This is a genomic window from Demequina sp. TMPB413 (genome assembly GCF_020447105.2).
In the GTDB taxonomy this organism is placed as follows: Bacteria; Actinomycetota; Actinomycetes; order Actinomycetales; family Demequinaceae; genus Demequina.
Genome location: NZ_CP096184.1, coordinates 2696996 through 2722747, shown reverse-complemented (window position 1 = coordinate 2722747; position 25752 = coordinate 2696996). Strand labels below are relative to the sequence as shown.

The window sequence follows — 25752 nt, the reverse complement described above, 5'->3', positions numbered from 1 at the left end:
AGACGGCTACAAGTCCCACAATGGGTGAGGGGTCATGCCGCGAAGAGGCACGACCTGGAGTGACAAGAAGTCTGCCGCAGACAATTCTGTTAACACCTCAAAGCGAACAGGCATGAGGTGTTGATCGTTCGACCTTAGCGCCGACTCCGACCAATCTTCGGATTGTTCAATCCAGAACTCCTGGGCTTCGTTGCTCAACTGCTCATGACTTAATACAAACACCTGGACAGCGTCCATCGACATCTCCACGAGTCTGTCGTTCCTGACCGCAACTGCCCAAACGTCTTTGGTGACTGCTTCGTACCGGGCGTCGTCGGCCTTGGCGAGCGCCCTAAGCTGCTCCAGTAGCGGCGTTTGGACCGTCGAGACAAAGCGGTCGTCGAACGCCGGCTTATTGTGGATTGCAGCGAAACGCTCACCAATCGATCGGCGTCCGGCCTCATCTGCAAATCCATCGATAGGCGTCTTGCCAAGCAGCCAACTCTTTTCGATCGGCACCACCAGTCGCAGGTCCGCAACCCAGAACCCCTCCTGCTCAAGACTGGGGACCTCCATCAGATAGTCCACCCGTCCGGCCTTAACATGCCCCTGCATACTCTTGTCGATTCCGGAGCCCGGGACGTCTGCACGGTAAACAGGGCACACGTGGATCCACGCTCTTCGGGGCTGCTTCCTTCCCTCTTCTCGCAAATCACAGGTCTGAGACACGATTGCCCCGTAGGAAAACTCCTCGGCGTGCCAAACCAGACCATCACCCACTTCCCCCATGCGCGCGAATATCGGCAGTTCGGGATGCGAAAAGTAGAAGAACGGAACCCCCGCAACAAGGTGGCCCTGTTCAAACGCCGCGAGGGTTTCCCGCAAGCCAGCAGGCCACTCATCCCCGGACGCTGGAAGCCTGCCATCGATCACCGCGAACCGCCTAGTCGATGCTTCCGAGGCGGCGCACTGGCCTCACAGGACTTGTGGGCTCGGGCACCGACCCAAGCTCGAGTTTCAGCTGGTGATCAAGTTCCGAGCCCATCGCGACGGCCTCGGCGGCGGAGGGCATGTGCCGACTCCGGCGGTCCCTTCGTTCCGTCACAAAGATGCGATCGAGTATCTGCGATGGCCCATTGTCTAGCGCCAGAAACTCCAGCAGAGAACAACCCAGCGCGAGTTCACCCTGGACTCGGTCGACCGAGAACTCATCGTCGCCCCCAAAAGCGTCCGCAAGGATATCCACGACAGTTGCGACCTCCTGCACTCGGCGCAACGTACCTGCCTGAGGAGTACGGCCATTCGTCCACTGCCACAATGTTGGTCGAGAGACACCCACAAGCTCCGCGGTTTCGGCCTGAGTCGCTCTGAGCAACCTGCGCAGGCGATCAATGGCCGCGAGCGCGTACAGGCGCCGGTCCCCGATGGACGCGGGAATCGTATCTCCAGCTACGGACTTCGTTGAGAGTTGAGCTGTAGAACTTGAATGGTCCGCGGCAGGCTGTGTACTGCAACTCAGAGCGTCGATGAGTATCGAACTCCACCAAAGCTGGCGTTCACCCAAGTCACCGGACGACGTCTCGGAGAATAGACTGGATGACACAGACCTCCAAGCGTTCACCCCACCGAACCACCAGAGAGATTCAGCCGAAGTTGACAGTGGCCCGGCCAGTGAAAGCACACTCGGAACCCTGGCATGCAGCACTGCGAACTCGGTGGCATCGGCGGTTACCATCGGCGCTACCGCATCTGCGGTGCTAACCGGACCGGTCTCAGTCATGACGCATGCACCTCATCACCCTTTAGCTCCGCATAGAGTTCGGGCGTGATTGCCTTCTGAAAGACCTGCAACGCAAGCGTATGTAGCGACTCGAGCGCACCCATCAAGCTATCTGTGTCGAATGGAAGGGTTCGTTGACGGAAACAGTCGTGGTCAAGCCTGTACGTCGAACCGGACCGCTGGCCGCTTGCTGGCTCAAATCCGTGACGGAAGATAACTCGAGTGTCGTTGGGGCCCTGGAGCTCGACGACCTGTTGCGATGCACGAACCGACTGCCCAAAGTCCTTGTCGTTTAGCAACCCGAGCACTTCAGGGCGGATCCTCCCGGACCAGTCCGAGGCACTTCGTCTGTCCGCCGAAGAGATCTCGTCCACAAACCGGAGACCTAAACGATGCTCAACTTTAGGTGCGTAGGTTTCTGACACAACGCCGGAAAGCGCCCGAAAACGTTCAATAAACGTGGCCCAGCCAGTGTAGTCACGGGTTTCGATTGAGAAGAAGTCAGGTTGCAGCGTGACGATCCAACTGCCATCAGACGACTTCAGCTGCCAACCCACGTGGCGATCGGCATTCGTAGCGGTCGCCCCACCCGGTCCCGCTGTGAAGTTGAAGTCCTGCTGTTCAAAAGGCATGGCTTCAACGAACCACTCATCGAGTGCGCGCTGTACCGCAAGCAGTGTATTCGGCTCACTAACCTGCGGAGCTCGATCGTGACGAACTTGCGCCAGGACCAACTTCAGCGGTGTGTTCGCAAGCGGTTCGTCCAGCGGTGTCGGCAATGCGAGCTCTTGGACCATCTCGACTCCTGTGTAAAACGTGGCAGCGGCTTGCGCAAAACGGTTCTTAATCACGAATTTAGCACGGTTCGCGGTGGGTTGGCCGCGGGCTTGTCCAAGAATCGGCTCCCAAGGCACCTGCGTCGCGTGCCGACATCCCGCCCCGGCTGTCCGGGTTGCGCATTGACCCGTGCCTGCCCGAAGGCTGGGACGGCTTCGCCGTGACCCGCCGCTTCCGCGGGATGAACCTGACGATCAACGTGGTCAATGTGGACGGCCTGGCGACCGGCGTCTCCTCCGTCACCATCGACGGGGTGGAGGTTGCAGCCCTGGACGACGAGGGCAAGCGGGGGGCACTCGTGCCCGTCGAGGCGCTCGTTGACGGGGCCGTGCTCACCGTGACGATGGGTTAGGTCGAGCCGACTTGGTGCACGAATTGCGACTCTGTCCACTACAGGCCCGGGGCTGGTGCAGGAACTGGTGACAGTTCGGTTTAGGCCGCGAGGGCCAGTGGTGTGTTCATGATGGTCTCGTACTCGATGGGGGTCAAGCGTCCGAGCCGGTCTTGGCGGCGGCGCCGGTGGTAGGTCCGTTCGATCCAGGTCACGATCGCGATGCGGAGCTCTTGGCGGGTGTCCCACCGTTGCCTGTTCAGCACGTTCTTTTGGAGCAGGCTGAAGAACGATTCCATTGCGGCGTTATCCCCGGCAGCGCCGACGCGACCCATGGATCCGACCATGTGGTGACGGTTCAGTGCGTGGCCCATCTTCCGGGACCTGAATTGGGATCCACGGTCGGCATGCAGGACGCATCCGGTGACGTCGCCGCGGGAAGCGACGGCGTTGTTCAGGGCGCTCACGGCCAACTGGGCTGGCATGCGGTCACCGATCGAGTAGCCCACGATGCGGTTGGAATACAGGTCTTTGACCGCGCAAAGGTAGAGCTTGCCTTCACCCGTTTGGTGTTCCGTGATGTCCGTGAGCCACACCTGGTTCGGGCGGTCGGCCCTGAAGATGCGCCTCACGAAGTCGTCGAACACGGGCGGGCCGGCCTTGGTGGCCTTGCCCCGTTTGCGTCGCTGTGTGGCCGACACCAGGCCCGCCTGAGCGGACAGTGACCACGCGGTTCTGCGCGCCATCGGCCACCCCGCGACCTCGGCCTCGTCGCCAAGGAACCGGTAACCAAACTCAGGGTCCTCGCGGTGAGCATCAACGAGCGCATTCATCCGATGCGCCTGCACCCACTCCAGCGCTGTCACCGGGTCACTGAGCCACCGGTAGTACGGTTGACGTGCGATCTTGAGCACCCGGCACGTCACCGTGACGGGCACGCCGTCCACGGCCAACTCGCGGACGAGCGGGTAGATCATTTTGGGTGGCCACCGAGCCTGAGGTTGGCCTGCGACAAGTACGCTGCCGCACGACGCAACACCTCATTCTCTTGCTCGAGAAGCCGGTTCCGCCGACGCAGCTCCCGCACCTCTTGCGCCTGCTCACGGGTCACCCCTGGCTTCTCACCGTCTTCGACATCGGCTTGACGCAACCAGTTCGACAACGTCGCATGAGAGATCCCGAAGTCCTCGGCGATCTGTTTCTGCGGCGCCTCACGGCGCCGCGCGACCGCGACCACGTCACGGCGAAACTCCTCAGGAAAAGCTCTAGACATGACAACATCCTTCCACCAGGACCCGCCCGGATCCCAGAAGTCAGTTGTCACCAATCACTGCACCAGCCCCCCCGGTCGCCCAACGCCACTGGGTAGTAGGTTGGCAAGACAAACCCAGCGGCCAACCAGAGCAAGTGGAATGCCATGAGACCAAGCGAGACGCAGCGGGGCAGGCTCTGGCTCGAGAACTTCGACGAAAAGGAGCGCGAGACGGCCAAGCTCTTGGTCGACGGCGTTAGGGTCGCTGCAACTAGCCAGATGCACCAGGAACTGAATTCGCGTTTGGACGCTTTGATCATGTCGGGCGAGATTGAGACTCCCGTGCTCCTCGTGCCGGAACGCGGACTGGCGGACTTGCCTCCTCTCGAAGATTCACGGAGCAGGCATGAACTCTTTGGCACTTACTCGCTAGCAACCCCCTACGGCCCAGCTCCCGGTAGCGAAGGGCCAACTGCGACTCTCGTGCGCAACATCGTGAGGCGGTACCGGCCAGGCAGAGCGGTGGTTGAGAGTCTCGCGACGACGCCAGCCTCGCACGACCAGCGGGAAGCGTTGCGCGAAGGTAGGTATCGATCAGTCGTGATTCTCACCGACTACATCGGAAGCGGAAACCAGACAAGAGAGTTTGCGCGAACCATTGTTCGGAATAGCACAATCAGGAGCTGGCGCTCGTCAGGTCACCTCAGCCTGGTTGCACTCGCATTCGCGTCGACGGCTCAGGCGCAAGGTTCGTTGACAAAGCCCGGGTCGCCTCTTGACCGGCTCTACTCAGTCGAGACTGCAGCCGACTTCACAACCGTGGGCTGGAACGCCTCACAAGTCATTGCCGTGCAGGAGCTGTGCACCAAGCACACCCCTGCCAAGCGGAGCCGCGAAGCATTGGGGTACGCGGGGAGCAGAGGGCTGTTCGCAACGGATGTAACGGTGCCAAACAACCTGCCCTTCGTGCTCAGACGACAAGGTAGGCGCTGGCATCACTTCTTCAGCGGACGCAGTATCGATCCCGAGCTTCTCCTCGACCTTGACGCCGACCGCCCTCGCGTCGCGATCCCGGTGGCGGTGAAACGGGTGCGGCACCACCGCCTCGCAAGGGCACTCGACGAGAAACCGTATCGGCCCGAGTCGCGACTCCTGCTGGCAGTGCTAGCGCTACTGCATTCGCGTCAGCAGAGGACCGGCCGCATCGCGGCAAGGCTCGGTTTGCCTCATGCGGAGGTCGAGGCGGCGATCACTGCGCTCACTCTTCTGGGGCTCATCGACGATGGGCTCGCACTAACTGAAGCCGGCGCAGCGGAACTGCGAGCGAGCAAGCGAGCCGTTCGTACTCTCAAGCCCTTACCCCCACTCCCAGATGTTCCGTACTACCCTACGAGTCTGAGGTGAGGAGAGAACCGCGTTACTTAGAGACCCGATCAGCACGTAGTGCTGATCCGAATGGCACTTGTGCCTTGGGGTACAGCTCACTGTGCTCTGCGGACGATCACACGCCTCCGCGTGAATCGACAAGCGCGTCAGGCCTACGCTGTCTGGCGACAGCGCTCGTCGATCCCTTCGGGGCCGGAGGCCAAAGGTAAGTGACAAGGGACTCTCCTCACCTCTACTTCAAGACCGGGCGCGCCCTCGGCCGCGATGAGGCGACGCTCAATTCCGCGATCGAGCGGTCGCGTCTCATTCAAGAGACAAACCGCCGCCCTGTTCTCAGCCTCGGACACCTCGCCGCCCTAACCGGCACGCGGTATGCCTATCTGCGTGAAATCGTCGAGCGGACAAGCGATCCCTACTCTGAGCACACGCGGGCCAAATCCGGCGGGGGCTCTCGCCCGATTTCTGTACCCGACCCACTCCTGATGCAAGTTCAGCGTTGGATACTCGAGCACGTGCTTGGGTCGACACGAACACATCCCAACAGTTTCGCGTACACCACGGGAGTGTCCATCAAGGATTGCGCCAACGTGCATCTCGGCGCCTCGTGGCTAATCAAACTGGATCTGAGAAACTTCTTCGGCTCCATCGACGAGAACGCCGTGTATTCGGCATTCCGGCGTCTTGGCTATGGCCCCCTTGTGAGCCTTGAGATGGCCAGGATCTGCACTCGCCCCGCCGGACCAAGGATGCAGTCTCTCGGCGGCAAGCGACGATACGCGTCGGTGCCAAGCTACGCGGTCGAAAGTCGAGGCGTACTACCGCAAGGAGCACCAACAAGCGGCGCGCTCGCGAATTTGGTTGCTCTCAGACTCGATCAACAACTTAGCGAATTAGCGACGACACGGGGCGTCGCCGTCACGAGGTACTCAGACGATATCGCGATATCGGCGGGCCCTGGATTCACACGGCGAGACGCCAGCGAGCTCATTGCACGCGTAGCTAGGATCGCGGCAGGCAACGGATTTGAGTTGCAGGACACCAAGACGAGAGTGATCCCACCAGGCGCACGACATGTCGTGCTCGGACTGCTCGTCGACGGAGACTCGGTCCGACTAGTGCCTGAGTTCAAACGCCGCATCAGCACGCACGTACGCGGCGTGTCGGAGTTCGGGTTGGTCGCGCACACGAACCACCGCGGTTTTCGATCAGCGTTCAGTTTGATCAACCACGTTGACGGCTGTATCGCCTTTTCTCAGGGAATCGAACCGGCATACGCGGCCTCCGTACGCGCGCGCTGGACTGCGGCCCTCAACGCCACGAATTACCCTGCGGGGATAGGATCCGAGCGCTAGCGCGGCGAGCCCCGCGGCGCCGAACACCCTTTGGGCGTCGCGCGCTGTTTGCGAAGCAGGGCAATCGGCGACAGTACAGTGGACGCCATGATCACCGGTGAACTGAAGAGCAAAATCGACGCCGTGTGGAACGCGTTCTGGTCCGGCGGAATCTCCAACCCGCTTGAGGTGATCGAGCAGATCACCTACCTGCTGTTCATCCGCAGGCTCGACGACCTCCAGACGCTTAAAGAGGAAAAAGCCCGCGTCACCGGCACCCTCGAAGACCCGATCTTCCAGCCCGACCAAGCCCACCTGCGCTGGAAGAACTTCAAGAGCGCAGACCCAGAGACGATGCACCAAACGGTCGCCGATGAGGTGTTCCCGTTCCTGCGCCAACTGGGCGGGGACGGTTCCACCTACAGCGGGCACATGAAGGACTCGCGTTTCACAATCCCCACGCCTGCCCTGCTCAGCAAGGTGGTCGACATGGTGGATGCGATCCCCATGACCGATCGCGACACCAACGGCGACCTCTACGAGTACCTGCTCTCCAAGATCGCCTCCGCTGGGGTGAACGGCCAGTTCCGCACGCCGCGCCACATCATCCAGTTGATGGTGGACATGATGGCGCCCCGGCCCGATGACGAGATCTGTGACCCCGCGTGCGGCACGGCGGGCTTCTTGGTGGCGGCGAGCGAATACGTGCGCGACAACCACCCCACCGCCCTTACCGATGCGACCCAGCGCAACCACTTTCACACGTCGATGTTCCACGGCTACGACTTTGACGCGACGATGCTTCGCATTGGCAGCATGAACATGCTGCTCCACGGCATCGAGTCGCCCGACATCCGCTACCGCGACTCACTCTCCGAAGGCGCGAGCGAGGACGCGGAGCGGTACACCCTCATCCTGGCGAACCCGCCCTTCGCGGGCTCCCTCGACTACGAGTCGACGTCCAAGGACCTGCAGCGCGTGGTCAAGACCAAGAAGACCGAACTGCTCTTCCTCGCCCTGTTCCTCAAGCTCCTCAAACCAGGCGGACGCGCAGCAGTAATTGTGCCCGACGGAGTGCTGTTCGGGTCATCCACCGCCCACAAGGCACTGCGCAAGGCCTTGGTTGAGGACCAGAAGCTCGACGCAGTGGTCAAGCTCCCTTCGGGGGTCTTCCGCCCGTACGCCGGCGTCTCGACCGCCATCCTGTTCTTCACCAAGACGGACTCGGGCGGCACGGACGACGTGTGGTTCTACGACGTCCAGGCCGACGGCTTCTCACTCGACGACAAGCGCAACTCCATCGATGCCAACGATTTGCCCGAAGTCCGGGCAAGGTGGGCATCGCGAGCCACGAGCGAACGTGAGCGCGCCCGCACCGAGAAGTCCTTCACCGTGCCCAAGGCGGACATCGTCGCCGAGGGATATGACCTCTCGCTCAACCGGTACCGGGAGGTCGTCCACGACGAAGCCGAGCACCGCGCCCCGCTCGACATCATCGCCGACATTGAAGCTTTGGAGGGCGAGATCACGACGGGACTGGCCGAACTCAAGGCGATGCTCTCGTGAAGAGTGTCACACTCGGTGAAGTCGTCGAGATTGTGTCAGGCGCAACTCCTCGTACGAGCGACCCAGACAATTGGCACGGCGATGTCCGGTGGGCTACGCCTGCGGACCTGAGTCGCCTCGACGGCCCCTACATTTACGACACGCCGCGGATGATCACTGACGCAGGGCTGCAGAGTTGCGCGGCAAGGGTATTGCCCGAAGGATCTGTGCTGCTAAGTTCTCGCGCTCCCATCGGTCACGTGGCAATCAACTCCGTTCCGATGGCCACAAATCAGGGCTTCAAGAGCCTCATTCCAGGGCCCCGCGTTGACGCCAAATACCTGTACCACTGGCTCCGCGCCAATACCGCGCACCTTCAGTCCATGGGCAACGGCGCCACATTCAAGGAACTGTCAAAGAAGACAGTCGAGCGCATCCTCGTCCCGCTACCCACAATCGACGAGCAGCGACGGATTGCCGCGATCCTCGACCACGCGGATGTACTCCGCGCCAAGCGCCGCCAGGTCCTCACCCGCCTCGACACCCTGACCCAATCGATCTTCCACGACATGTTCGGCACTGAGGCAAACAATGTCGCGCTAGGCGACGTCTGCTTGCGGATAACAGACGGAACCCACCAATCGCCAGAGTGGTCGGATCAGGGCGTCCCGTTCCTTTTCGTAAGCAACATCACATCTGGGGAGATTGACTTCGAAACAAAGAAACACATATCTCATGACGTGTGGCGAACACTGACACGGCGTTGTCCGATCGACGTTGGTGACGTGCTCTACTCCACCGTTGGCAGTTATGGGTTTCCGGCCGTCGTGAGGACCGAGGATCCCTTCGCCTTTCAACGCCATATCGCCCACATCAAACCCGATCAAGATGTCCTGCTTCCAGACTTCCTCAGCGCCCAACTTTCATCAGCGCCTTTGCGGCGACAAGCGGCACGCGCCGCCCGAGGTATCGCTCAGCCAACCGTGAACCTCGCCTCGATTCGAGAGTTCAACATCGTTGTTCCAAGTGTCGCGCGGCAAAAGGAGTTCGTAGCCCGAGTCGCACCCGTAAGCGAGATGAAGCTCCAAGCACGGGCGGTCGCAAACGGGTTGACGGCGCTCTTCGAATCACTGCAGTCACGCGCGTTCAGCGGGCAGTTGTGAGCTCCGCCCCGGCGGTCATCGCCAAGACGCATCTGGGCGAATGACAACCACGGAAGAACGCTCCGTCGGCATTGACCTCGCGTGGGGCGAGCGCAACGCGACAGGGCTCGCCGCCGTCGATGCGTCGGGTCAACTCGTCGACTCAGCGACCGTCAAGTCTGACGATGAGATCACCGCCTGGCTCCACACCATTGCGCCGCACCCCGTCGTCGTGGCCGTCGATGCGCCCCTGATCGTGCCCAACCTCACCGGCCAGCGCGTCCCCGAGACCCTCATCGGCCGCGCGTTCGGCAAGTACGGGGCCTCCGCCCACACATCGAACAAGGGCAAGGCCTACTTCAACCCACCGCGAGCCGAAACACTGGCGGAGCGGTTCGGCTGGAACACGGACCCGGCCACCGCAACCGGTCAAGGCGCGCCTGTGTGCATCGAGGTCTACCCGCACCCCGCCCTGGTTGGGCTCTTCGCACTGCCGCGGCGCATCCTCTACAAGAAGGGCCGCGATCGCCGAGCCGGGTTCGACCTACTGGCGACGTGCCTGGAAAGCGTCCCCGAACTGCGGCTCGCGGAATCGACCCGATGGCACGAGATCCGCCGTATCATCGCATCGCCGCGGCCGGGCGACCTCAATCGCATTGAGGACGAGATCGACGCGATCCTCTGCGCGCACCTTGCCTGGCTCTGGCATCAACGTCCGGGCGCCCTTCAGGTCTACGGCTCGGTAGACGTGGGCTACATCGTGGCCCCTCCGCCACCAACTCATCCGGCATTGCCTCGAGATCCCGTCGCGACCAGTCGATAGAGTACGAGCAGACCAGCACCATCCCAGTCGCAACGTGGCGACGAGCACCCAGCAGGGGGAAACGTGGGCAATTTCGACTTCGCCAAGACGGCGTTGCCGACTGCCTCCGCCGACTGCGCTCGCGCCGAGTCCTATCTCACCAACGACCCGCGCTCGGCGTGCTTCTACAGCCGCCGCGCCGTCGAGAACCTGGTCAAGTACCTCTACGAACTGCGCGGACTCCCGACGCCTTACAGCAGTGACCTCGCGGCCCGCATCAACGATGCTGCCTTCCGCAACGTCACCGGCCTGGGGATCAACAAGAAACTCGATGCGATCCGCAAGTTCGGCAACTCCGCCGTCCACGACGACAAGCCCATTCCGGCCCAAGGCGCGCTTCAGGTGTTGCGCGAACTTCACCACGTGATGATCTGGGCGGCGCTCAACCACTCCAATGACCCTGGCGCCGCGCCCACGCAGGCGACCTTCGACCCCGCGCTTGCCGCCAAGGCTGCACCGCTCACGCGCAACGAAGTCGCGCAACTGGCCAAGAAGTTCGAGGCCCAGGACGCCGCCCACGCCGCGGAACTCGCGGAGAAAGACAGCCTGCTAGAGGCGCACCAGGCAGAGATCGCAGAACTGCGCAAACAGATCGAGGCGGCGCAGGCGGCCGCGGCCAAGGTGGACGATCGCGACTACTCCGAGGCTGAAACCCGCGACCTCTTCATTGACGTGCTCCTGCGCGAGGCGGGGTGGCCGCTCGCTGACGAGCGGGACCGCGAGTTCGAGGTCACGGGAATGCCCAACGAGCCCGGCATCGGCTACGTGGACTACGTGCTGTGGGGCGCCGACGGCCTCCCCCTAGCAGTGATAGAGGCCAAGCGCACGCGAGTGTCCTCCACCGTCGGGCAACGGCAAGCCGAGCTCTATGCAGACTGCATGGAGCAGATGTACGGCCGACGCCCCGTGATCTTCTACACCAACGGCTACGACCATTGGCTGTGGGACGACGCCGCGGGCTACCCGCCCCGCGAGGTGCAGGGGTTCTACACCCGTGACGAGCTCGAACTCATGATCCAGCGCAGGGCCAAGCGAGCTCCGCTGTCCACGGCTCAGGTCAACACCGAGATCGCTGGCCGCCCCTACCAGGTGCGCGCGATCAAGGCCGTCGACGACGCCTTCGACAAGAAGCAGCGCGAGGCGCTGCTGGTCATGGCCACGGGCTCGGGCAAGACCCGCACCGTGATCGCGCTCGTGGATCAACTCATGAAGGCGAATTGGGCCAAGCGCGTGCTGTTCCTGGCCGACCGCACCGCGCTCGTCAATCAGGCAGCGAACGCCTTCAAGGCGAACCTCCCGGCGGCGACCACCGTCAATCTGGTCAAGGAGAAGCTCACCGACGGCCGGGTCTACGTGTCCACCTACCCCACGATGATGAACCTCATCAACGAGCTCGACGGCGCCGCTGAAGTGGGTGGCCGCAAGTTCGGCCCCGGCTACTTCGACCTCATCGTGATCGACGAGGCCCACCGTTCCGTCTACGCCAAGTACGGCGCGATCTTCGAGTACTTTGACTCTCTGCTGGTGGGCCTCACCGCGACCCCCAAGGGCGAGGTGGACCACAACACCTACCGTCTGTTCCACCTCGAAGACGGGGTCCCCACCGACGCGTACAGCCTGGACGAGGCGGTCAACGACGGCTACCTGGTGCCACCCAAGGGCGTCGCGGTCGGAACCCAGTTCCTGCGCCAAGGCATCAAGTACGAGGGCTTAAGCGAGGAAGAGAAGGACGAGTGGGACGCCCTCGACTGGGGCGAAGACGGCGCTCCCGATGAGGTAGGCGCTGAGGAGATCAACCGCTTCCTGTTCAACGAGGACACCGTCGACAAGGTGCTTGCCACCCTCATGGACGATGGCTACAAGGTGGCCGGAGCGGACCGCATCGGCAAGACCATCATCTTTGCCAAGAATCAGGCGCACGCCGAGTTCATCCAGAAGCGATTCGACATCGGCTGGCCCGAGTTGGCCGGCCATCACGCCAGGATGATCACCCACGGCACGCCCTACGCGCAGAGCCTCATTGACGACTTCTCGATCAAGGACAAGGCGCCCCACATCGCGATCAGTGTGGACATGCTCGACACGGGCATCGACGTGCCCGAGGTGCTGAATCTGGTGTTCTTCAAGATGGTGCGCTCCAAGTCCAAGTTCTGGCAGATGATCGGCCGCGGCACGCGTTTGTGTCCCGACGTCTTTGGGCTTGGCGAGGACAAGAAGGACTTCCTCGTCTTCGACTTCTGCGGCAACCTCGAGTACTTCAGTCAGGACCTGCCCGGCAGCGAAGGCTCGCTCCAGAAGTCCTTGTCGCAGCGGCTCTTTGAGGCACGGCTGGGATTGGTCACCTCTTTGGGGGCCGCGGAAACTGACTCTGAACTGCGCGAGTCCACTGTGACCTTGCTGCACAGAGCCATCACCGGCATGAACCTCGACAACGTCCTCGTGCGCCCTCATCGAAAGGCGGTCGAGACGTTCGCCGCTCCCGAAGTGTGGGAATCGTTGAGCCCGGAAGACACCGCGTTGGCCGCGAGCCTCTCTGGCCTCCCCACCTCGCTGCGGGATGACGACGAGGACGCCAAACGCTTTGACCTCCTCATCCTGCGCCGTCAGCTCGCCCAGCTCGACGGTGACGCGGTGCTCGCCGAGAGGCTCCGTGTGACGGTCCAGCGGATGGCCTCGGCCCTGCTCGCAAAGACCTCGATTCCTTCGGTCAATGAACAGGCAGTCTTGCTCGAGTCGGTTGCGAGTGACGAGTGGTGGATCGACGTAACGCTTCCCATGCTGGAGGTAGCCCGCGTTCGCCTGCGGTCACTGATCCGCTTCATCGACAAGGCGCATCGCAACCCGATCTACACCGACTTCGAGGACACCCTGAGTGAGGCCACGTCGATCAGCCTTCCAGGCATCACGCCCGGCACCGACTTTGAGCGCTTCCGCGCGAAGACCGCCGCCTTCTTGGCCAAACACCTGGACCACGTGGCGCTTCAGCGGCTGCGACGCAACAAGCAACTGACTCCGGAAGACTTGGGCGCACTGGAGGAGATGCTCATCGACTCTGGCGCGGCTACCGAAGCAGATATTGAACGCGCGTCCACCACGACTGGTGGCCTCGGCCTCTTCATCCGCTCGCTCGTCGGACTCGAAAGGTCATCGGTTGAAGAGGCGTTTGCCGACTACCTCGACGGCACTCGCTTCACGGTGGCTCAGGTGCGATTCGTCAACCTGATCGTTGACGAATTGACCTCAAATGGCGCGATGGAACCGGGCCGGCTCTTCGAGTCGCCCTTCACTGACTACGCCGCGACCGGACCGACCATGTACTACTCAGAGGAAGAGGTTGACGGCATCGTCAGCATCCTGCGCGATGTCAAGACGCACGCGGTTCCGGGCGAGGCGGCGTAGGTCCTGCTACCGGTGGGTCACTCGCCAGTAGTTGCCGTCCGGGTCGTAGAGGCGGAAGTCGGTAAGGCCCCACGGCCTGGTGACTAGATCGTCGGCGAGTTCCGCCCCGGCGGCGACCACGCGATCACGCTCGGCCGTGACGTCGTCCACCTCGAGCACGATCTCGACGGCCACCGGGGAAGCCGACGGCGCGCTCTCGGTGCGACCGCGCTCCATCAGCCCCAGGCCGACGGCGTCGCGTCGCAACCAGACGTAGCGCCCGCCGCCAGGGCGGTCGTCCTTGGCGACCTCGAAACCGAGCACGGACACGTAGAAGTCGACCGAGGCGTCGAGGTCGGCGGGAAACAGCTCGATGCGCAGCGAAGCCGTCATGCGAGCCACGATACCGATGTCACGGCTGGCACGTCCCCGGACGTATCCTCATCACGAGGGGGAATCATGATCGCATTCGGTCGACAAACCATCGCCGTCACTGGCCTGGCACTCACGCTTGCGGGCTGCTCTGGAGAAGGCGCTGATCCCTCGCCGTCGGCCACTGCCCCGGCCCCCACGCCCACCGAGTCGACATGGGTCGACCCAGCAAGCCTGCCCCTGGCCGGGACCACGCTCGTCGATCCCGCGTCGGCCGTGCGAGTGTCCGACGGCTCGGTCACGTCCGAACTCGTCGCGACCTTCGGCAACGGCGGCGCGCGCGACGTCACGGTCGCGCTTGCACCCGACGGCAGCCGTCTAGTCCTCCGGATTCTCGCTGGCAGCCTGGAGAACGACGCCATTGTGAAGCCGTCGGAGTTCGCGTGGTTTGACGGCACCTTCCACCCGCTCGGCAGCACGGCTGACATGATTCCGGGCGACGCCGCCCGGCAGAGCTTCAGCGAGTGGACCGACGGCGAAACCACGGCGTGGGTGGAGTCCCCCAGCATCGAGGCGTCACCCTTCCCGTGGCGCCTCTTCGCGGCGGGACGCGACGGTGGACCCGTGCTCATTACCACCAGTGAGGACGCGGAGGGGCACTCGGACACTCCGTGGGCCCCGGACCCGGTGGTGTACGACGGGCGGGTGTATTGGGAATCGCAGGCTCCGGCGGGCACTGTCACAGGGACTGGAACGTGGTCGGCCCCGGTCACGGGCGGGGACCGTCACCTCGAATTGGTCGGCGCGAGCCGACCCGCTGCTACCGATGCGGGAGTCTTCGCCCTTTCAGAGGTGTGGGGGCCCGAGGGCGACGCCAGCCTGGAGCCGGGCGCGGTCCGCGTGACGCGCGTCGACGGCGACCCCTCGGATCAGACGTTACGGACGCTCGACGTCAACCCGGACGGCAAAGTAGGCAGGCTCCACGGCGAAGGCCGATGGCTGGCCGCCCAGTATCAGATCGGCTTTGGCGATAGCGGCATCACCGTGTTCTCCGCGTCCACCGGTGAGGGCTATTCGATCGCACCACTCGACGATGCTCTCTCGGCGGACGTCGCGCTCTGTGACGCGGCTTTGGTGTGGCTGCAATATGGGGAGGACTGGTCCTCCGACACCATTTACCGCCTCGACCTCGACTCGGGTGAACTCATCGTGTTCGATGCACCGCGCGCATTCCGTATCAACGATTGCCAGGGCGATGACGTGCTGTGGTCGCAGACCGAAGGCGGCAAGGTGAATCGGTACCTCACCACGGTCGGGTGAGCACGTCGTTGGCCGGCGCGCCGCCCGCGGCCACCATGTCGGCCACGATGTCGAGGGCCCGTTCGACTTATCAGGGCATGAGGGCGTGGCAGTGCCCGTTGACCCGCTTCGCGAACTCCGGGCAGCCCGCCGCACGCAACCTTCCCGGCAGGTCCGCGTCCCCGTTGCGCTTCACGAAGTAGCTCATTTCCTCTTTCACGACCGTCCTGACAAGATCCGGGCTCGAGTCGTCTAGGAGCACAAAGAACTCATCTGGGCTGATCGTTTCGTAAAGTGCTGGCGAGGCCATCTCGCGTTCGACCAAAAGCCCGCGGTCCGCTGTCAGAAGCATGTCGAAACCCCGAGCCTGCGCAGCTGCTCGCACGTGCGCATCGTCAACATCCCCTTGCTTTATCCATGGCTCGACAACGAAGTCGTCGACCAACTCATCAAGGTTCGCGATCACAAGCGTGCGGAGGTCCGAAACAACCTTGCCAGGGAGGTCAGGTCGCTTGTCCCGGAGCGTCCTCGAGAACAGGACGTTGGCATCGACAAAGACTCGTTCCCCCATGCCGAGACTCTAGCGAACCGGCGCTACAGGCCCCACTGTTCGTCGAGAGCACGCAGTTCACTGAGGGCCCTGCTCTGGCGCTCGAGCCGCGCGCGCCGGAAGGCGATCACGTCTTCCGTCCGGATACGCGTGTGCGTTCCCACCTTGTGCGACGGAAGCTCGCCTGAAGCGACCCACTTCATCAACGTCGGCCGTGAGACGCCAAGTTGGTCAGCTGCGACCGACGTCGTGAGGGTGTCGGGAAGAGAACCGACCGTGATGCGCTCGCCCTTTGCCACGGAAGTCAGGATGACTGTCACGAGGCTCTCTAGTTCCGGGGGAACTGTGAAGGTAATCTGCCCCGCACTCTCGGCGGACTTTTGGTTGACGAGAGCCGCAAGCGCCGTATGTGCAGCGGATCTTTCTGCGGCATTTGTTGCGATCTCAGCGCGGCCGTTTGCCGCGCGCAGTGTCGTAGTCATCACTGTCACCCCTTGTTCAGCAGATGTAACAGTATTGGTCTTTCACTTATTTCTGCAAGTCCTATCTCCTTGCATGTGAAGAACTCTTCAAGTCGATGGAACCAAACCGCGTGCGAGACATCAAGCCGCGAGCCCGGCATCCTGCATGGTCGCGCGCAACTCCTGAGTCACTGGCCCCTCCTCGCTGAACGGCCCCTCGTCCAGCGTCTGCGCGCACGGGCGGAAGGTCGGCCCGCAGTGCCCGCTGCCCTCCGGGCCGGTATGTGGCCGGTCCGCAGATTCTCTGGGGTCCATGTCAACCGCCCGGGGGGTGGTGTGCAACGTGAGGTAGACGCGCACCCCGGCGCAGTCACTTCACCCAAGGAGTTCCCCATGAACACTCAAGACCCCCGCACCGAGCACATCCCCACGATCACCCCCCGGCCACGCCGCCGCATCACAGCGGGCCGAGTCGCGTCCATCGCCGCGCTGGTTCTGTTGGGTACCGGCGGCACCCTGGGCATCATCGCCGCCAACGCGGACGACGCCCCGGCCGACGCTATTGCGGCGGACGACTTCCTCACCTTTGACAACTCGCTCCTGGACGCGACACCGAGCGCCTCGCCCGAGCCGTCGGTGTCCCCCGAGCCCGCGGAGGAGACGGACCCTCCCGCGGCCCCGGCAGCCCCCGCCGCCGAGGAGCCGGAACCCGAGCCAGAGCCGGAAAGCCCCGGCTTCGCTGACGGCATCGCACCCACCATCCACTGGGTCACGACCCCCGCATCTCCGCTGCACGAGAAGGACTTCTCGTGCACCAACACCACGGGCACCGTGACCGCCAAGCTGTCGGACAACGTCGGCGTCGCCTCGGCCAGCCTGGTCCACTGGGAGCCAGGACCCGCACCCGTCTACACGGACATGACGCTCAACGCGTTTGGCGAGTACACCGCAAAGGTAGGCCCGTTCCCAGCGGGCACCGTGCCGGAAGGTGACGACCACACGTCCGTGTGGATGAGCGTCATCGTCACCGATGCAGCAGGTAACACCTCTGAGGAGCAGGTCACCATGACGGTGCTCAGCGGCGGTTGCTTGAGCCTCGGCCTTGGAGGCTAACGTGCGGCGCGCTCCCGGTCAGGGCCTCCCCTGGCCGGGCGCAGCGCTGTCTGGCTACAGTGTTCGCATCGCCAATGCACCGAAGGAGTCCCCAGCATGGCGCCAGTCCCGTCAGTGCGCGAACGCGTCGCCGCGTTCGTCGAGCACGAGTACGGGAAGGTGGTGGCCGCCGTCGCTCTCGCCACGCGAGACCGCGACCGCGCCGAGGACGCGGTCCAAGACGCCTTGGTGGATGCCTTGTCCGCAGAACAGCCGCCCGACAACGTGGCCGCCTGGGTCACGGTGGTCGCGATCAACAAGGTGCGGATGGCGCACCGCCGCAGCGGCGCGCAGTCAAGGGCCTACGAGAAGCTTCCCGCGGACAGCCAAGACACGGCCGACGTCGCGCCCCAGGTGGTCGATGCCGTCACCGTTCACGATGCGGTCGCCACACTCCCGGAGCGCCAGCAGCAGATCGTGACGCTCTACTATTCGCTCGACACCTCGGTGGCCGACATCGCCACCTCGCTCGACATCTCAACCGGCACCGTGAAAACCCAACTGCATCGAGCGAGATCCTCTCTCGCTGCAACGCTCGGAAAGGAGGCGTGGTGAGCACCGACGACGAACTCCGGCGCCTCTTCCAGGATGCCGAGCCCCCGGCGAAGCCCGCCGAGCCCGACGCGCTGGTCGATGCCCTCACCGCGCGCATCGAGGCGAACAAGGCCGCCATGCAGGACGGCCCGGCAGACGCCGATACCGATGCCGATGCCGCCGACGCTTCCCCCGCCCCGACGGCCCCCGTCACTACGGTCCCGGCCGCCCCGGCGCGGCGGTGGTGGCGCACGGCCGGTTGGGCAGGAGGCGCGATCGCGGGCGGCGTGATCCTCGGGTTGGTGTTGCATTCGTGCGGCATTGGACCAGGCGCGGGCGCTGTCAGCCCCAGCGCTTCGCCCACCCCGTCGGCATCACCGAGCGCCACTCCGAGCCCGAGTCCTTCGCCCAGCCCCAGCCCATCGCCGTCCCCGTCGCCCAGCCCTTCACCGAGCCCTTCGCCCATGCCAGAGCCCGAACCCGAGACCACGGACCCCGCACCGCCCCCTCCGCCTGCGGACACCACCGCTCCCATCATCAAACTCACGAGCGCGATCGACGACATCTGGGAACAGCACGACGTGTGCGCCCCCAACACGCTGCCGGTGCAAGCGATCATCAAGGACGACCGTGGCGTCACGGCGGCCGGCATCCGATACACGGCGGGTTCGGCGGCGGAAGCCACGCACACCATGTCCGCGTCGAGCGGCGACACGTGGACGGGCACCGTCGGGCCGATTGCACCCGACTCGGTTGCACACGACTTCAACCCCACCGACGTGGTGGTGACCCTCTGGGCGCAAGACGCGGCAAACAACACCTCGTCCATCCAGATCGTGGTGCCGGTGCGTTCGGCCTGGGCCTGCGTGCCGGGCTAAGCCGGGTCCCCTACCTCTTGCGGCGTTGACGGTCGCCTTCACGCTGGGCGCGCCCTCGGTCAGCGCGGACGCCACCTTCCCCGGCATCACGTGACGGGACTCGATAGAGACCTCGTCGAGGGGGACGTTTGTCGCAAGGCCCGCCGGCTGCCGGGGCAAATGCGCGAATTGTCGGCAAACTGCAGGCAGTCGCTCAGAGGAAAGACTTCCGAGCAGGGCGCTGACGACGATGAGTGGGATGCCGCACCTGTTGGGGTGCCGCTGCCCGCCCGCACCACAAGAGAGAGACCCAGCCACGTGACCCACCACGCAGTGCACGCCCTCCGCGCAGTCCTCGTCGCCATCGGCGCCTGGGCCTTCTTCATGCTGACGTCCGCGCCCGCTGGCGCCGCCACGGAATCAGTGGACCCGACCACCACGGCGGCCTCGACTCACTCGGAGCTTCTCTCGATCAGTGGCCTGGCGCTCATGGGCACCGGCATCGTCTTGATGGCCATCAGCCTCGTCCTGAGGAGGCGCGCCGCGCGCTAGAGCGAGTGCGACCGCGTTCAGTCGAACTCGGCCACAAACTCTGTGACTCTTTCGAACATGCGGTGCGAGAGTTCCGAGTCGTACTCATGCCAGCCCTCGAAGCCGAACAGGTGTGCCTCACCCGGGTACTCGAACAGCTCGCACGATCCGTCCGCGAGCGCAGTGAAGGCCGACAAATCCTCTGCCTCGACCCACGGGTCGGCCTCGGTGACATGCACCTGGGCGGTGAGTTGCGACGGCCACGCCGTCACGCCCCACCAAGCCGGGTTCGCCGCGCTGTGCATCGAGACCAATCCGCGAGCGTGAGGGTCGGTCAACGCGAGGGCCTGAGCAATGGCCCCTCCCAGCGAGAAGCCCGCATACACGCGCGGCCCCTCAAGGCGGGCAACGCGTGATCGCGCCACCTCGATCCAGTGATCCATGCCCTCGGCATCAACGTGCGTGACCGCATCGTCGACGTCAGCGAAAGTGACCCCGCCAAAGAGATCGGGGAGCAACACGTCATGGCCGTCGGCGCCGATCGCTTGCGCCCAGTCGCGGACGTGGCGCGTCAGGCCCAGGGCCGAGTGGAACAAAACAACGGTCGTCACGACCACCCATCCAAGCGCCCGTCTGCAGCGTCGTCAATCTCCAGGGCCGCCCTACCTGAGCGAGCGCGGAGCGTGAACCCGGCCCTCAACTCCCCTTCACTAGGATGGCCACCTCGGTCTCCCACATCGACGGGTCGGGGTTGACGTCTGGGTCGCCCAAGAGGACCTCGACGCGGCACGCGAAGGCATCCCCAGCGTCGGCGTCCCATCGATCCCACTCGACGCCGTTCTCACGCGCCCACGCGATGAGCGCGGCGTTGCCCTCCACGCCCTCCTCAACTCCGCGATAGGTCGCAGCTCCGTAGGTGCCGGCAGGCAGTGAGTCGCACACCAGTCCGTCGGGCACGTCCACGGGCGCGGCGACTGGCACGCCCACCTCGATGAGCAACTCTCGCTCCATGTCGATCACGCGATATCGCACCACCGGCGGGCCCGCTGCCGCGACCCCTCGGGAAGCGAGCCACGACTCCACCTCGCCAAGAGCGTCGTCAATCGCGGCACCGATGCTGTCCATGGTGACCGCGCGCGGCTGCGCCACGTAGTGGACCAGGGGGCGATCGACCAGTGCTGGGGGAACGACGATCATGAGTGACTCCGTCCTGAGTTCACCGCCACCTTGCTACGGCCACACCACCTGTGGCAAGGACTCGAAGCCAGGACGCGCGAACAAATACCCCTGCGCGTACCGGACGCCGTTGTTGAGGAACCACGTGTACTCCTCGCGGGTCTCGATTCCCTCTGCGATCACCTCGACGCCAAGCTTCCGACACATCGTGAGCATCGACTTGACGATGATCTGTCTCACCGGGTCAGCGTCGATGCCGCGCAGCAGGTTCATGTCGAGCTTGATGAAGTGAGGCTGGAACTCGACCAGCAAGGCGAGCCCCGCATAGCCGGCGCCAAAGTCGTCGATCGCGGTCTTGAAGCCTCGCTGTGTGTAGTCGTCAAAGATGGACTTCAGGTGCGCCTTGTCGGCGGCGTCCTCCCGCTCTGACAACTCGAACAGCAGGCGGTCGGTGGGGAAGTCGAACCGCCTGGCAGCGGAAAGTGTCGCGCGAATGCACGTCGCCGGGTCGTACACAGCGTTCGGCATGAAGTTGATGCTAAGCAAGCAGTCCATGCCCAGCCGGGAGGCAAGCTCGACCGCCTTGGTGCGGCACGCCTGGTCAAAGCGGTACATGTTGTCCGCATTGACGCGCTCAAGGATGGACGCCGCGCCCGCACCGTCGACTCCCCTCACCAGTGCCTCGTAGGCGAACACCGTGCGCTCGCGGATGTCCACGATCGGCTGGAAGGCCATCGTGATGTCGAATCCCAGCGGGGCACCATTGCGGCACGACTCGCACGGAACCGTGGCCTCGCGGGGCCGGGACTTCTGAAGGGTCTCCATCGGGATTCTCTAGCTCTGATCGGGGACAACTACGCCCACCCCATCGGCCGCGTCGGCGGCGGTGGTAGTAGACGCACCCGTGCGCTCCGGTGTGACGTTGCCGACTCAGGGACTCACCCCATAGCGGAACGCCGTCTGCCCACGTACCGTTAGCGCGTGAATCGCTCCCTCTCCGCAAGCGCCGCCATCGTCGGCCCCCTGCTCGCCGGCGTCGGCATGTCCTTTGGCCAGACCTATGCTCCAGACGCGTTGCACCCCTTGTTCAACTCGGCCGCGCCCGTCGTGGCCATCGCTGCGGCCGCAGCCTTCGCCGGACGACGCCTGTGGCAAGCCATGGCGCTTGCAGCCATCGCGGGGCCGCTGGTCATGGTCGGGTACTACGGCACAGCGGCGCTGCGCGGTTTCGGCGTGTCCTCGACGTGGGTCTTGTTCTGGTGCACGGCCGGAGTGGCCGTCGGCGCGGTCATGGGCCTCGCGGTGTGGTTGCTTCGCCGGGACGACGACGGCCGGGCGCCTTCCCTGCTGCGCGGGCTTTCGGTGGCGGTGTGGCCGGGTGTCGCATTCGGCGAGGCTGCCCACGGCATCGTGCGCGTTTCAGACACGACGCCCATCGTTTACTGGTGGTCAGAAGTCGCGCTGGCGGTGTTGGTTCTCGCAGTTCTGTGCTGGCGGTTCGCGCGCTCAGCCGGGGGTGTTGCGACGGCGATCCTCGCGGCCGCAGCCATAGGTGGCGGGATGTTCTTCACCTACGGAGCCCTGTAGCCGCACGCGGAGCCTTGCGTCGAGTGACTTTGCGTGAGACCTTGCTGGAACGTTCAGGCACGGGCGCGCGTTGGCGACTCACGCCTGCCGCCAGCTCAGGAGTTCCCGTGAACGCACCACACGCCCACGCCGTCGCCAGCCAAATCGACACCTACTGCGCGCTCGGCTATCCCGCGCTCGCCGGGCTCACGGAGCAAGCCTTTCGCGAACTCTCCGCGCCGCTAGTTGACCGCGCGCGCCTTTGAAGACGCCCCTGAACCGGCGTCGGCCGGGCACGTGCCAGCGCTGCTCGTGGTGACTCGTGCCCTCGTCAGCGATGAGGCGAGAGTCCCGCTCTTGCGGCTCGTGGACTCAGACCGCGTCGGCGTGCTGGACCGCAATCACGCGTCCGACGCGCGAAAGGGCCTGTCGCACTACCTCCCGCGGGCGGAACTCGCCGTGCCCGACGCGCCCCTGTACCTGCTCGTCGGCGTGGAACGCGGAGACGAGTTCCGCGACGTCGCCCCGCGCGATGCACTCCCGGTCATTGCGGCACACGGGCGCACGCCGCTCACGATCGACGAAGGGATCTCACTCGCCGCGGTCGCGCCAGAGCTGCTCGTGAAGAACCACTGCTTCATGCTGGCCGGGTCAACGCGCGGGGACAAGCGAGTGCCTGCGCTGTGGATCGCCGACAAGGCACCAAAACTTGGGTGGTGCTTCGAGGGCGCGCCGCACTCGTGGCTGGGTGTCGCGTCGGCGTCGGCCAGGGTGGAGTGACTACTTCGCGTCGAGTACGTCCACGGCAAAGACCAGGGTGGAGCCGCCGGGAATCGGACCCATGGAACGGTCTCCGTAGCCGGCCTCCGGCGGGACCGACAGCAGCAGCTTCGAGCCGACGGGCTGGCCGACGATGCCGTCCACCCAGCCGTCGATGAGTGACCCGCGCGCGATGCCAAACGAGATGGGCTCGCCGCGGTCCCACGAGGAATCGAACTTGGCGCCGTCCCACAGCCAACCCGTGTAGTGCACGGTGATCGACTGACGCTCCACCACGGGGGCTCCGTCGCCAGCCTCGAGGACCTCGACCACCAGGCCGTCGGGCTTGACCGCGCCCGTGAAGTCGACGGAGGGAGCGCCGTTTGCGTCGCGGGTGATCGTGGGAAGGCTGGCGTCGGTCATGGCTGCTCCTAGCGTCGGCGGGGCGTGGGGTCTTGATCCAGCCTAAGGGACAGTCCAGGTGCGGGGCTTGCGTTGCCCGAACCAGCCCGGCTACGAAAGCGCGCCCAGTGCGGTGAGTTGCGATGCTCCGCCGACAACGTGTTCGGCAAGCGCAGCATTGAAGTCAACCGAATGAGGCGCCACGAGGTGCCGCGCGAACGCTCGGTCATCTGCGTAGACCTCATAGACAAAGAACGAGCCCTCCATCTCGGTCTCTCGCCACGGCTCGAACGCAAGGTTCCCTTGTTCTGACCTCACCGCCACCGCCAGTTCCGCAAGCAGAGCGGCAACGGCATCCTCATGGCCTGGGAGCGCGTGGATGCGCGCGTACAGAGAAGTCGGCCCGGTCACGCCTCTGCAGCCCCTGTCATGATCGCCACGGCGTCGGTGCGCGAGTGCGACTGAGGGGTCACGATTGCGGCACAGCGCCCGAGTCGTTGAATGTGAATCCGGTCGGCCACGTCAAAGACCTGAGGCATGTTGTGGCTGATGAGGATCACGGGCGTGCCTTGGTCGCGCAATCGCCGCACCAGGTCGAGAACCTGGTTGGACTCGCGCACGCCCAGCGCCGCCGTCGGCTCGTCGAGAACCACCACCTTCGAGCCGAAGGCGGCGGCACGAGCCACGGCGACCGCTTGGCGCTGACCGCCAGAGAGACTCTCGATCGGCACCGTCACGTCTTGAAGCGTGGTGATCCCGAGCCTGCTGAGCTCCTCGCGGGTGCGCTCCCGCATCTTCTTGATGTCGAGTTGGCGCAACACCGAGCCAAGGAATCCCGCCTTGCGGACCTCCCTGCCGAGGAACAGGTTTGAGGCCACGTCGAGCGCTGGCGACACCGCGAGGTTCTGATAGACCGCCTCGATGCCATGCTCCTTTGCGTCCTCTGGGCGCCTGAACTGGACCCTCTGGCCGTCGAGTTCGATCGTGCCGGCGTCAGGGACTTCCGCACCGGTCAGGCACTTGATGAGGGTCGACTTGCCTGCGCCGTTGTCGCCGATGATCGCGAGCACCTCCCCGGCATACAAGTCGAGGTCGACGCCATCGAGTCCCACCACACGGCCGTACGTCTTCACCAGCCCGCGCGCGGTGAGTACCGGCTTCGCTCCGTTGTTCGTTACCGCCGACTCCTGGGCGGACGCTGCTGCAGTCGCGTTCATTACCGTGCCTTCCGGATCCACTGGTCGAGGGACACCGCGACAATCACAAGGACCCCCACGGCGAGGGTTTGATACAAGACATCGAGACCGGCTAGCGAGAGACCGTTGCGGAAGACCCCGACGATGAGCGCACCTAGCAACGTTCCCCAGACCGTGCCGCGGCCTCCGAAGAGGCTGGTCCCGCCGATCACCACAGCGGTGATGGAGTCGAGATTGAGGTCCGCGCCCGCATTGGGGCTCGCGGCGCTCGTGCGACCGATCTGGAGCCAGGCAGCAATCGCGATGATCGTGCCCGCTGAGATGTACACCGATCGCAACACCCAGCTGGTGCGAACACCTGCGAGACGCGCCGCCTCAGGATCATCGCCCACCGCATAGAGGTGACGTCCCCACGCGGTGGTCGCGAGTACCCACGCCATGAACACGTACAAGACAAACATGATGACGACGCCGTACGAGATGCTGACGCCCGCGACAGGGAACGACTTGCCGGTCCACGTCATGATGGCGGGCATGTCCGAGCCGCGTACCGTCGCGCCCTTCGAGTACAGCAGCGTCAGCGCGAGAAAGATCGAGTAAGTGCCGAGCGTCACGATGAACGGCGGCAACTTGAGCTTGGTGACGAGCATGCCGTTGAGCAGGCCCGTGAGGAGTCCGACCACGAGGCCCATGAGCAAGGCCAGAGGAGCCGCAACACCGTTCTCCGACGCGGCGACGGCCATGACCATCGATGCGAGAACCATGGCGGTGCCCACAGACAAGTCGATGCCTGCGGTGAGGATGATCAGCGTTTGCGCGAGGGCAACCGTGCCAACGATCGCGACCTGCTGGGTGATCAGCGAGAGGTTGCCGGGGAGCAAGAAGCGCTCGTTGAGCATCCCGAAGATGATGATCGAGACCAACAGCACCACTGCCGGGCTGAGGGCGGGGTAGCGGTGAAGGATGGCTCGCACACGCTGTACCGGCGTTTGTGCGGTGTCAAAGACATGTGCAGCCGCGGATTCGGTTTCGGTAGATGGGGTCATGTCCTCGTCCTTGAGGTCGGCCCTGCGG

At 64.3% G+C, this 25752-nt stretch carries 28 protein-coding genes and 1 pseudogene; 15 read left to right on the top strand and 14 right to left on the bottom strand.

Features of this window, described 5'->3' with window-relative positions:
- Positions 1–6: 6 nt before the first annotated feature.
- The 3 genes from LGT36_RS13185 to LGT36_RS13175 form a co-directional block, all read right to left on the bottom strand.
- Complete coding sequence (locus tag LGT36_RS13185) at positions 7–912, bottom strand: hypothetical protein (RefSeq protein WP_226095679.1); 906 nt, start codon at positions 910–912, stop codon at positions 7–9.
- A gap of 10 nt (positions 913–922) precedes the next feature.
- Positions 923–1246, bottom strand: coding sequence for a hypothetical protein (locus LGT36_RS13180; RefSeq protein ID WP_248642112.1), 324 nt, complete (start codon positions 1244–1246; stop codon positions 923–925).
- A 509-nt stretch (positions 1247–1755) separates the two neighbouring features.
- Positions 1756–2610 carry a TIGR04255 family protein gene (locus LGT36_RS13175; protein WP_226264632.1) on the bottom strand — a complete coding sequence of 285 codons (855 nt, stop codon included), beginning with the start codon at positions 2608–2610 and terminating at the stop codon, positions 1756–1758.
- 101 nt (positions 2611–2711) lie between these two features.
- Here LGT36_RS13175 and LGT36_RS13170 point away from each other — a divergent pair, with 101 nt between their 5' ends.
- The gene (locus tag LGT36_RS13170; RefSeq protein WP_370634319.1) at positions 2712–2948 is read left to right on the top strand and encodes a glycosyl hydrolase family 65 protein; all 237 of its coding nucleotides are present in this window, start codon (positions 2712–2714) and stop codon (positions 2946–2948) included.
- Between the two features lie 80 nt (positions 2949–3028).
- Here the strand turns inward: LGT36_RS13170 and LGT36_RS13165 are convergent.
- Positions 3029–4200 (bottom strand): annotated as a pseudogene (locus tag LGT36_RS13165) (IS3 family transposase).
- Positions 4201–4344: 144 nt separating this feature from the next.
- Here LGT36_RS13165 and LGT36_RS13160 point away from each other — a divergent pair.
- The 6 genes from LGT36_RS13160 (at position 4345) to LGT36_RS13135 (ending at position 13844) form a co-directional block, all read left to right on the top strand.
- Positions 4345–5583, top strand: coding sequence for a hypothetical protein (locus LGT36_RS13160; RefSeq protein WP_226096739.1), 1239 nt, complete (start codon positions 4345–4347; stop codon positions 5581–5583).
- 191 nt (positions 5584–5774) lie between these two features.
- Positions 5775–6917, top strand: a complete 1143-nt coding sequence (locus LGT36_RS13155) for a reverse transcriptase family protein (protein ID WP_226096738.1) — start codon at positions 5775–5777, stop codon at positions 6915–6917.
- A gap of 87 nt (positions 6918–7004) precedes the next feature.
- A complete protein-coding gene (locus LGT36_RS13150) occupies positions 7005–8462 on the top strand; it encodes a class I SAM-dependent DNA methyltransferase (RefSeq protein WP_226096737.1) in 1458 nt (485 codons plus the stop codon).
- Positions 8459–9604, top strand: coding sequence for a restriction endonuclease subunit S (locus LGT36_RS13145; protein ID WP_226096736.1), 1146 nt, complete (start codon positions 8459–8461; stop codon positions 9602–9604). Before LGT36_RS13150 ends, LGT36_RS13145 begins: the two co-directional genes overlap by 4 nt.
- A 40-nt stretch (positions 9605–9644) precedes the next feature.
- Entirely contained in the window at positions 9645–10406 is a 762-nt protein-coding gene (locus LGT36_RS13140; protein WP_226096735.1) for a DUF429 domain-containing protein, read from the top strand.
- A 63-nt stretch (positions 10407–10469) separates the two neighbouring features.
- The gene (locus tag LGT36_RS13135; protein ID WP_226096734.1) at positions 10470–13844 is read left to right on the top strand and encodes a DEAD/DEAH box helicase family protein; all 3375 of its coding nucleotides are present in this window, start codon (positions 10470–10472) and stop codon (positions 13842–13844) included.
- 6 nt (positions 13845–13850) lie between these two features.
- Here LGT36_RS13135 and LGT36_RS13130 read toward each other — a convergent pair whose 3' ends face one another.
- Positions 13851–14216: a glyoxalase/bleomycin resistance/extradiol dioxygenase family protein gene (locus LGT36_RS13130; protein ID WP_226096733.1), complete on the bottom strand. Its 366-nt coding sequence runs from the start codon at positions 14214–14216 to the stop codon at positions 13851–13853.
- Positions 14217–14282: 66 nt separating this feature from the next.
- Between LGT36_RS13130 and LGT36_RS13125 the strand changes: the two genes are divergently transcribed.
- Entirely contained in the window at positions 14283–15515 is a 1233-nt protein-coding gene (locus LGT36_RS13125; protein ID WP_226096732.1) for a hypothetical protein, read from the top strand.
- 70 nt (positions 15516–15585) lie between these two features.
- Here LGT36_RS13125 and LGT36_RS13120 read toward each other — a convergent pair whose 3' ends face one another.
- Both LGT36_RS13120 and LGT36_RS13115 read right to left on the bottom strand, forming a co-directional pair.
- Complete coding sequence (locus tag LGT36_RS13120; RefSeq protein ID WP_226096731.1) at positions 15586–16065, bottom strand: hypothetical protein; 480 nt, start codon at positions 16063–16065, stop codon at positions 15586–15588.
- A gap of 23 nt (positions 16066–16088) precedes the next feature.
- Positions 16089–16526, bottom strand: coding sequence for a helix-turn-helix domain-containing protein (locus LGT36_RS13115; protein WP_226096730.1), 438 nt, complete (start codon positions 16524–16526; stop codon positions 16089–16091).
- Positions 16527–16898: 372 nt separating this feature from the next.
- On the opposite strand from LGT36_RS13115, the gene LGT36_RS13110 reads away from it, so the two are divergent.
- From LGT36_RS13110 to LGT36_RS13095, 4 genes are all read left to right on the top strand, one after another.
- Entirely contained in the window at positions 16899–17618 is a 720-nt protein-coding gene (locus tag LGT36_RS13110; RefSeq protein WP_226096729.1) for a hypothetical protein, read from the top strand.
- A gap of 96 nt (positions 17619–17714) precedes the next feature.
- Positions 17715–18212 carry an RNA polymerase sigma factor gene (locus LGT36_RS13105; RefSeq protein ID WP_226096728.1) on the top strand — a complete coding sequence of 166 codons (498 nt, stop codon included), beginning with the start codon at positions 17715–17717 and terminating at the stop codon, positions 18210–18212.
- Positions 18209–19069, top strand: coding sequence for a hypothetical protein (locus LGT36_RS13100; RefSeq protein WP_226096727.1), 861 nt, complete (start codon positions 18209–18211; stop codon positions 19067–19069). Before LGT36_RS13105 ends, LGT36_RS13100 begins: the two co-directional genes overlap by 4 nt.
- A 297-nt stretch (positions 19070–19366) precedes the next feature.
- Positions 19367–19600 carry a hypothetical protein gene (locus tag LGT36_RS13095; RefSeq protein ID WP_226096726.1) on the top strand — a complete coding sequence of 78 codons (234 nt, stop codon included), beginning with the start codon at positions 19367–19369 and terminating at the stop codon, positions 19598–19600.
- Positions 19601–19617: 17 nt separating this feature from the next.
- Here the strand turns inward: LGT36_RS13095 and LGT36_RS13090 are convergent, their stop codons facing one another.
- From LGT36_RS13090 to LGT36_RS13080, 3 genes are all read right to left on the bottom strand, one after another.
- The gene (locus LGT36_RS13090; RefSeq protein WP_226096725.1) at positions 19618–20190 is read right to left on the bottom strand and encodes a dienelactone hydrolase family protein; all 573 of its coding nucleotides are present in this window, start codon (positions 20188–20190) and stop codon (positions 19618–19620) included.
- 85 nt (positions 20191–20275) lie between these two features.
- The gene (locus LGT36_RS13085; protein WP_226096724.1) at positions 20276–20776 is read right to left on the bottom strand and encodes a GyrI-like domain-containing protein; all 501 of its coding nucleotides are present in this window, start codon (positions 20774–20776) and stop codon (positions 20276–20278) included.
- Between the two features lie 33 nt (positions 20777–20809).
- Positions 20810–21580, bottom strand: coding sequence for an EAL domain-containing protein (locus LGT36_RS13080; RefSeq protein WP_226096723.1), 771 nt, complete (start codon positions 21578–21580; stop codon positions 20810–20812).
- A 156-nt stretch (positions 21581–21736) separates the two neighbouring features.
- On the opposite strand from LGT36_RS13080, the gene LGT36_RS13075 reads away from it, so the two are divergent.
- The 3 genes from LGT36_RS13075 to LGT36_RS13065 all read left to right on the top strand — a co-directional run bounded on the left by LGT36_RS13075 (position 21737) and on the right by LGT36_RS13065 (position 23101).
- On the top strand, positions 21737–22342 hold the full coding sequence (locus LGT36_RS13075) for a DUF6518 family protein (RefSeq protein WP_226096722.1): 606 nt from the start codon (positions 21737–21739) through the stop codon (positions 22340–22342).
- A gap of 107 nt (positions 22343–22449) precedes the next feature.
- Entirely contained in the window at positions 22450–22587 is a 138-nt protein-coding gene (locus tag LGT36_RS13070) for a hypothetical protein (protein WP_226096721.1), read from the top strand.
- Entirely contained in the window at positions 22568–23101 is a 534-nt protein-coding gene (locus tag LGT36_RS13065; protein ID WP_226096720.1) for a DUF5701 family protein, read from the top strand. The genes LGT36_RS13070 and LGT36_RS13065 overlap by 20 nt, the downstream gene beginning before the upstream one ends.
- Here LGT36_RS13065 and LGT36_RS13060 read toward each other — a convergent pair whose 3' ends face one another.
- The 4 genes from LGT36_RS13060 to LGT36_RS13045 form a co-directional block, all read right to left on the bottom strand.
- A complete protein-coding gene (locus tag LGT36_RS13060) occupies positions 23102–23503 on the bottom strand; it encodes an FKBP-type peptidyl-prolyl cis-trans isomerase (protein ID WP_226096719.1) in 402 nt (133 codons plus the stop codon). It lies immediately after the preceding gene.
- A 90-nt stretch (positions 23504–23593) separates the two neighbouring features.
- Entirely contained in the window at positions 23594–23893 is a 300-nt protein-coding gene (locus LGT36_RS13055; protein ID WP_226096718.1) for a putative quinol monooxygenase, read from the bottom strand.
- Positions 23890–24699 carry an ATP-binding cassette domain-containing protein gene (locus tag LGT36_RS13050; RefSeq protein WP_226096717.1) on the bottom strand — a complete coding sequence of 270 codons (810 nt, stop codon included), beginning with the start codon at positions 24697–24699 and terminating at the stop codon, positions 23890–23892. The genes LGT36_RS13055 and LGT36_RS13050 overlap by 4 nt, the downstream gene beginning before the upstream one ends.
- Positions 24699–25724 (bottom strand): ABC transporter permease, encoded by a 1026-nt coding sequence (locus LGT36_RS13045; RefSeq protein ID WP_226096716.1) that lies wholly within the window; start codon positions 25722–25724, stop codon positions 24699–24701. Before LGT36_RS13045 ends, LGT36_RS13050 begins: the two co-directional genes overlap by 1 nt.
- Positions 25725–25752 lie beyond the last annotated feature (28 nt).